This is a genomic window from Stieleria sp., assembly GCF_041595215.1.
Lineage (GTDB): Bacteria > Planctomycetota > Planctomycetia > Pirellulales > Pirellulaceae > Stieleria > Stieleria magnilauensis.
This window is the reverse complement of the sequence record NZ_JBFHKV010000406.1, coordinates 1-6,768: the sequence shown is the minus strand read 5'-3', so window position 1 is coordinate 6,768 and position 6,768 is coordinate 1. Positions and strand designations below refer to the sequence as shown.

At 60.5% G+C, this 6,768-nt stretch carries 7 protein-coding genes; 4 read left to right on the top strand and 3 right to left on the bottom strand.

The annotated features are described in order from the left end of the window. Positions 1 to 257: 257 nt before the first annotated feature. Positions 258 to 998, bottom strand: a complete 741-nt coding sequence (locus ABX749_RS16450) for a PIG-L family deacetylase (protein ID WP_145213234.1) — start codon at positions 996 to 998, stop codon at positions 258 to 260. Positions 999 to 1,000: 2 nt separating this feature from the next. Beyond that, positions 1,001 to 2,164 (bottom strand): ATP-grasp domain-containing protein, encoded by a 1,164-nt coding sequence (locus tag ABX749_RS16445; RefSeq protein ID WP_372896926.1) that lies wholly within the window; start codon positions 2,162 to 2,164, stop codon positions 1,001 to 1,003. 146 nt (positions 2,165 to 2,310) lie between these two features. Between ABX749_RS16445 and fae the strand changes: the two genes are divergently transcribed. The 4 genes from fae (at position 2,311) to ABX749_RS16425 (ending at position 5,501) form a co-directional block, all read left to right on the top strand. Then, positions 2,311 to 2,811 (top strand): formaldehyde-activating enzyme, encoded by a 501-nt coding sequence (gene fae / locus ABX749_RS16440; RefSeq protein WP_145213228.1) that lies wholly within the window; start codon positions 2,311 to 2,313, stop codon positions 2,809 to 2,811. A 226-nt stretch (positions 2,812 to 3,037) separates the two neighbouring features. Continuing rightward, positions 3,038 to 3,925 carry an NADP-dependent methylenetetrahydromethanopterin/methylenetetrahydrofolate dehydrogenase gene (locus tag ABX749_RS16435; protein ID WP_372896925.1) on the top strand — a complete coding sequence of 296 codons (888 nt, stop codon included), beginning with the start codon at positions 3,038 to 3,040 and terminating at the stop codon, positions 3,923 to 3,925. Positions 3,926 to 4,039: 114 nt separating this feature from the next. Then, positions 4,040 to 4,645 carry an RdgB/HAM1 family non-canonical purine NTP pyrophosphatase gene (gene rdgB, locus ABX749_RS16430; protein WP_372896924.1) on the top strand — a complete coding sequence of 202 codons (606 nt, stop codon included), beginning with the start codon at positions 4,040 to 4,042 and terminating at the stop codon, positions 4,643 to 4,645. A 373-nt stretch (positions 4,646 to 5,018) separates the two neighbouring features. Then, positions 5,019 to 5,501 (top strand): hypothetical protein, encoded by a 483-nt coding sequence (locus ABX749_RS16425; protein WP_145213218.1) that lies wholly within the window; start codon positions 5,019 to 5,021, stop codon positions 5,499 to 5,501. A gap of 194 nt (positions 5,502 to 5,695) precedes the next feature. Here ABX749_RS16425 and ABX749_RS16420 read toward each other — a convergent pair. Then, on the bottom strand, positions 5,696 to 6,768 hold a 1,073-nt coding region (locus ABX749_RS16420), incomplete at its 5' end, for a sigma-54 interaction domain-containing protein (RefSeq protein ID WP_372896923.1).

The following is a 6,768-nucleotide window of genomic DNA, read 5'->3' as shown; positions in this document are numbered from 1 at the left end:
CTCCGCAGCGACACGCGCGGCTAAAGCCTGGACACCAGCGCACGTTGGTGTCTAGCCTTCAGGCGACTCCTGCTCGCTGCGTAGCAGCGGACTGGGCGGCTAAAGCCTGCACACCAGCGCACGTTGGTGTCTAGCCTTCAGGCGATTTCCGCTCGCTGCGAAGCAGCGGAATGGGCGGCTAAAGCCTGGACACCAGCGCGCGTTGGTGTCTAGCCTTCAGGCGACTCCCGCTCGCTGCTCCGCAGCGACACCGACCGCTACAGCCCCACGGCACTCATCAGATCCTTGGCCGCAAACGGCCGCGCCGCGGCAAAGGCTTCCGCGGCCGCGATGCCGGCGATCGAACCGGTCATCACCGCCGCAGCGCGAATCCGCTCGTCCATCGCGTGCTTGTGCGCGAATTGACTGTGGTAACACTGCATCGATGCGATCTTCTGTTCCAGCGTCTCGCCGATGTCGACCAGGATGTGAAACGGATTTCCCGCCAACGTCATCGGCTCAATCGCAAGCCGAAAGTAAAGCTGGCGTTCGATTTGATGAACCGGCAACCCGTCAAAGTGCTCCTCCCATTTGGTCAACCGACTGTAAAAGACGGCGGCATCGGTGATCAGCATCGTTTGGAAATGATCCGGCGATGCCATCGGCGTCTTGTCGCCAAAACCGATCACGATGCGTGGCCGATAGCGACGAAAGACTTTCGCCAATGCGACCCGATGCTCGAAGCAATCCAACAGACGACGATTGGGAAGGTCCAGTTGAATCCGCACGACCGCGCCCAGCACGTTTGCTGCCGCCTCGGCTTCCTTCATCCGCGCCTCCGGACCGTCGCTGTACGGCGTCGGCTCTCCATCGGTCAAATCGACGATCCCGACCCGATGCCCCGCCGCGGCAAGCTTGGCCAACGTCCCACCACACGCGACTTCGACGTCGTCGGGATGTGATCCGACGGCAATCACATCCAACGGTTCGGGGCTGGTGCCGGTCTGCGGTTCTTTCATGATCAAACCATAACGCGAAACGCTTGTTGAAGCGACATGCGTTCCAGGGGCGCGATCAAGGTCGCCAGCGGCTCGTGACGCCGGACATCGGTCGGCCGGCGGGGAACGTCTTTCCACACCCAGCGGTCATCGCTCGGCTGCCGGTCAAAGTCGGTGGCATCCACACGGCGATCGGTTCGCGCAAACAGCACGCGTTTGAGAAACGCGTGGTCCGACGGAAAAACGCCAGCGTGATCCAGCGCGATCTGTTCCACACGACGAATCCAATCGGCCGATTCGTCAAACATCGAACACGGCTCATTCAACGTCGCGCCCCATGCCCGCTCGACCAATTCCATCGAAGCACTCCAACGCGGGTTGACCTCCAACAGCGTGACCGTGTCGTGTCGCAGCACCACGTCGATGTTGAAAGGACCGACGAGCGGCGAAAGGCAACAGAAGGCGTCGCCGAGTCGACCGAGCGCGTTTACCAGCTCGACGTTCAAGGGGATCGGACCGAGCGCCCCGGCGAACACGAACGGATACGGCCCGATTCGTTTTTTCAATAGCCGGCACACGCCCAGCAACATCGCCCGGTCTCCCAAGCCGAAAAAGCTTGCCCCGCAGATGCGGCCACGAACGGGCCGCTGCAAGATCGCCCCGGCGGGAATCTCTCCCACACCCTCGCTGTAGGACACGCCCAGACCGCCGGAGCTGCCGCGACGCTTGACCAGCCAACCCGGGGACGCCGCGCCCGCACAGCGTGTCTCCGGCAACCGCACGGCCGCGCGGGCGGCCAAGTCGCTCAGAAACTCGGGGCGGTCACAGGTCAAGAACTGCTCGGGAGAAGCGCCCCAAAACGAACGCTCAGTTGGACCGATCCAGCCGTAACCTCGCTCAAGCCCGCCCACGAGCGCAATCGGTGCCCGTTCGGGGACGATGCGGTCAAGCGGCCGCGATTCCAGGGAATCCAGGAAATCGTCCAGCTGATACCAGCGTCGGGCCGCCGCCAGCGTCTCACGGTCGCCGTAATGATCGACGGCGATCGGCGAAAAACCGGCGATTCGTGCCGATTCCGCCGCTGCCCGGACCGAAGCGCCGACCAGCACGACGGGACCACGCCGGGATCGATCACAATCGGCCGTCCGGGGCGACTGGGAATTTTGAATTTGACCGGGTGTTTGCATCGGCGTCATGGTTTGTTAGCTTTTCCCCGACTCCAGACCCACCCCAGGCGCTCAGCGGTCCGATTGCCGGAGCGTCATGCGGGGCAACGGACATGTGTTTCCCCACCGGTCTTCGAACCAAACTTTCTTTTGAACAGGTCACTGAAATGAAGTTTTACATTGGTGAGGCCCTGGTGGGCGATGGCAACGAAGTCGCACACATCGATTTGATGATCGGCAGCAAAGACGGTCCGGTCGGCACCGCCTTCGCCAACGCCCTGTCCACGCAAAGCGAAGGTCACACGAACTTGTTGGCCGTTCTGGCGCCCAACGTGGCCGTCAAACCGTCGACCGTGATGATCACCAAGGTCACTTTGAAGGGTTTCAAGCAGGTCGTGCAAATGTTCGGCCCTGCCCAAGCGGCCGTCGCCAAAGCCGTCGCCGACTCGGTCGCCGAAGGCGTCATCCCCGCCGATCAAGCCGAAGACTTGGTCTGTGTCTGCGGTGTGTTCATTCACCCCGAAGCCGACGATGACGAAAAGATCTACAACTTCAATTACGAAGCGGTCAAGCAATCGCTGGCCAACGCGATGGGCGGCAAACCGACGGCCCAAGAAATGATCGCGCAAAAGGATTCCGCGGCGCACCCGTTCAAGGGCAACTTCTAAGCACGACGCGAAACTGGCGATTCGCCCGTTCCACCTCCCCTCGCTTCGCTCGACCCTCCTGCCAAGGAGGGTGACTTCTTTATCGGTGATCCAGAACATCGCCTGCTGATCAGGCGGTGTTCGGTTCGCTCGACCGCCGGCAAATGACTGCCATTCCAAGCGGTCGGCCCATGATTGGTCGATCCACGCGACCTCTGAAACCCGCCCCCTAACCTCCGGGCAACGCATGACGAAACGCATTCTGTTTCAATTCGATTGTGATCCCCAAGCCAGCTCGTTTGATGCCGTCGTCGCCGTCGATTCCGGCGTCGACCATCTGGTTCCGTATGCGGGCGTCCAAGCGACATCGATCGAACCGCTCGTCCACGGTGCGATGTTCACCCGCGGCGGCGACGATCTCAAAAACACCGCCATCTTTCTCGGTGGCAGCGATGTCACGCTCGCCGAAACGCTGCTTCAATGCGTGACGGATGCGTTCTTCGGACCCGTTCGCGTCTCAGTGATGATGGACGCCAATGGTTGCAACACGACCGCCGCGGCCGCCGTCGTCGCCGCCGCACGACACCTGGAACTCGCCGGAGCGCATGCCGTGGTCCTCGGTGGCACCGGACCGGTCGGCCAACGGGTCGCACGCTTGCTGGCCAGCGACGGCGCATCGGTCACGCTGACCAGCCGATCCTTGGCTCGCGCCCAAGAGGCTTGCGACCGAGTCGCCCATGACGCCGGCGAGAACATTGCGGATCGATTGTCGGCCGCCGAATCTGGGTCTCCCGATCAAGTCGGCAGCATTCTTGCCCCCGCCAACATCGTGATCGCCTGTGGGGCTGCCGGCATCCAGCTGGCCGAAAAATCTGATCTGGTCGCAGCGAAAGACTTGGCGGTCGCCATCGACCTCAACGCCGTGCCCCCGGCGGGATTGGGTGGCATTGCGGTGATGGACAAAGCCAAACCGATCAGCGAAGACTCCGACGCGGTCGGCTATGGCGCGATCGGCGTCGGCGGATTGAAGATGAAGACGCACCGCGCGGCGATTCAATCGTTGTTCGAATCGAACGACAAAGTGCTCAATGCCGACGAAATCTACGCGCTCGCCAAAGCCGTCGAAAAACAATAGTCTTTCCGTGGAGGAGGCAGGACGCTTGCGTCGCATGAATGCACTCGCTGAAAGCTGGGGCTTCTCGGAATCGCAAGCTGGAAGCTTACGCCACTTTTGTTGTAGGGTTTGCTGATGTTCGATCTTGTCCTGGGGACCAACAACGCCAAGAAGCTGATCGAGTTGCGGTTGATGCTGCCGGCAGAACACTACAGTTTGCATTCGCTCGCCGAGATCCCGGATTCGATCGACGTCGAAGAAACCGGTGAAACGTTTTCTGAAAACGCGGCTCTCAAAGCGACCGAACAGGCCAAACATCTTGGCCGTTGGGTGCTGGCCGAAGACAGCGGTCTGGCCGTCGACGCGCTCGGCGGTGCCCCCGGTGTCTACTCGGCAAGGTACGCCGGACGACACGGGGACGATGAAGCCAACAACGCAAAACTGCTAAGCGAATTGGCGGGCGTCCCGATGGAAAAACGGACCGCACGCTACCACTGTGAAGTCTGTTTGTCCGATCCCGACGGCAACGTGCGGATCACCACCGGCGGCGTCTGTGGCGGAGTGATCCGAACCGAACCGTCTGGAAGTGGCGGCTTCGGCTATGACCCGCTGTTCGAAATCCGCGAGTACCACAAGACGTTCGCGGAACTGGACCTGACCGTCAAACGGGCGCTCAGCCATCGCTCCCGGGCACTGCGTGAACTGTTGCCCAAACTGAGACGCCTGATCAGCCAACAGTAGCGATAATAGTAGCGCCAACAATAACGCCAACGCCCCCGCCCCGCTGCCGCATCAACCGCCCCCACATGCAGTGTGCTTCGTCTCGATGAACTGCTAGCAATCGGGCGCACCGGCGTGGCGCCTGAACGACCAATTCGGAACGAATCCGGACACGTCGGCGGTCGTTGATGACGCCTCACCAGATTTTTCGATCGCGCGATCGGTGCCCGTCAAACGGCCCGATTCTCCCGGAAAATGCTGAGTAATCGGCTGCGATTCTCCGGAGCTTTCGCCCAGTTTCCCAAGTCCGCTCAAATCATCTGATCGGCAACAACGCGTCTTTGGCATCGCTTGTGCGACATCGGCCAGTGTCACACGCATCGAAATCGTTTCGATGTTCCATCAACGATACCACTTGGAGTTCATCATGAAGAAACTGGCCCTCTATGCAGCATCCGCAGGTTTGGTCCTCGCCTCTTTCAGTGCCACGAGCAACGCGCAAGGCCCTGGCATCATCGACGGAGGTGGCGTCATCGACGGCGGCGGCGTATTCGATGCGCGTCCGAAAAGCGGAGTGATTGACGGTGGCGGAATCATCGATGGTGGCGGCATCATGGATGCAACGCCGGGCGCCGGAATCATCGACGGAGGCGGCGTCATTGACGGCGGCGGTGTGTTCGATCGTTACGACCAAGGGACGTACCGATACAACAACGGTGTCTACTCGAACCGAAACATGTATTACACGCCGGGCTACAACTCAGGCTACCGATCCTACAACGCGCGACCCCAGTACGGCTATTCGCAAGGAACGACGTACTGCACCCCGCGATACACCGCGCGACGACGTGGACTGTTCGGTCGTTTCCGTCGTTAATCCATCGAAGGCAACGCGGTAACGCATTGACCTGGAGTTTTGGCGAACGTCTAAGCGAGCCGTCCGGTTTCGGCGCGAAAACACCTTGAAAGACCGGAGGGCTCGCGCCCTTCCGCTAACAATAAGGCCCCAACGATGCGCTATCGCATCATGGTCACTGTCGCCCGCATGCGGGCGGCAGTTTTTTTATTGCATCACCCCGCGACCACTTCGCCATCCTCGTCACCGGTGCGCATTCCCAACTGCTTCATCTTTCGATACAGGTTCGATCGATGGAGGTCAAGTTTCGATGCCGCCTCGGTCATGTTGCCGCCGCATTGGTCGATCGCCTGACGGATATGATCGATCTGGAACAGACGAGTCGACTCGGCCAGTGACGTCGGCAGATCAACGCGATAGGTCCGTTGATTTCGGTCGTGTTCTTTCGACGTAGAGATCGGCGGCTGACGAAGTTCCAGATCGGGAGCGTGAATCATGTCTCCGGTCGAGAGATAACACACCCGTTCGATCGTGTTGCGAAGCTCGCGTACGTTGCCGGGCCAATGGTGTGATAACAATGCCGTTTGCGCGGAATCCGACAGCGAGGGAACTTTGCGACCGATCTGGTAACAGAAATGATTCAGGAAATGGTCCGCCAGCAGCAACACGTCACGTCCACGATTGGCCAAGTCCGGCAGGGTCAAGGACACCACGTTCAATCGAAAGAACAAGTCTTCGCGGAAACGTTTTTCGGCAATCAATTGTTCCAGCGGTTGATTGGTCGCTGCGATCACGCGGACGTCGACGGGAATCGGCACACTGCCCCCGACTCGGACGACTTCCCGCTGTTCCAGCACACGTAACAGCTTGGCTTGGCCTCCGGGACTCATGTCACCGACTTCGTCCAAGAACAGTGTGCCGCCGCTGGCGAGTTCGAACTTGCCGACGCGTGTCGCGTTGGCATCGGTAAACGAACCCCGCTCGTGCCCGAACAGTTCACTCTCCAACAAAGACTCGACCAGCGCCGCGCAATTGACCGCGATGAAGGGACCGTTCTTCCGCTCGCTTTCATAGTGAATGTGTCGGGCAACGACTTCTTTTCCGGTTCCGTTGCTGCCGAGGATCATGACCGTCAAATCGGTCTTGGCCACCTTGGTGCCGCTTTCGCGCACTGCGACGACGGCGGGGTGTGCGCCCACCAGCGGCGTGCTTCGAGCCGCGTCACGGACGAGACGATCGCGAGATTCGGTCAATGACTTTTGCGCCCGCTGGGCCTGGATCGCCACCG